Source organism: Paenibacillus sp. MZ03-122A (genome assembly GCF_024213325.1).
In the GTDB taxonomy this organism is placed as follows: domain Bacteria; phylum Bacillota; class Bacilli; order Paenibacillales; family Paenibacillaceae; genus Paenibacillus; species Paenibacillus polymyxa_B.
The window spans coordinates 1-700 of record NZ_JANAVI010000056.1; the positions used below are offsets into that span (position 1 = coordinate 1).

Below are 700 nucleotides of genomic sequence, written 5' to 3' on the forward strand. Positions count from 1 at the left end.
GTCGTATCCGTGACGAACTATTTAATCGGGGGCGCCGAGTTAATCATAAGAAAGTGCAGCGTATTATGGTCGAATTAGGCTTGAAATCGGTAGTGCGTATGAAGAAATATCGTTCCTATAAGGGATCAGTGGGTAAAGTTGCACCCCATGTACTCGATCGTAATTTTCATTCAGGCAAGCCAAACGAGAAATGGGTTACCGATATTACGGAATTTAAGTTGTTTGGAGAAAAGCTTTATGTATCCCCTGTTTTAGACTTGTTTAACGGTGAAATAATCACCTACACAGTAGGGGCTCGCCCCACTTATTCCTTAGTCTCCGAGATGCTGAATGAGGCATTTAAACGCTTATCCGAAAAGGATAAACTGCTCCTGCATTCGGATCAAGGTTGGCACTACCAGATGAAGCAGTATCAACACGCTTTAAAGAAACAAGGAATTACCCAGAGCATGTCTCGTAAAGGAAATTGTTACGATAACGCTGTAATGGAAAACTTCTTTGGCATCATGAAGTCAGAGTTTCTTTATCTAAATAAGTTTGAAAGTGTAGATCACTTCAAGCAAGAACTAGAGCAATACATTAATTACTACAATCACAAGCGCATCAAGTCAAAATTAAAAGGTATGAGCCCGGTACAATACCGAGCTCATGCCCAACTGGTTGCATAAAAATAGTTGTCTAACTTTAAGGGGTCACTTCA

General features: G+C 40.4%; 1 protein-coding gene. It reads left to right on the forward strand.

The features are described from left to right. A partial coding sequence (locus tag NLX74_RS25520) for an IS3 family transposase (protein WP_254330935.1) occupies positions 1 to 668 on the forward strand: 668 nt, incomplete at its 5' end. Positions 669 to 700: the final 32 nt, after the last annotated feature.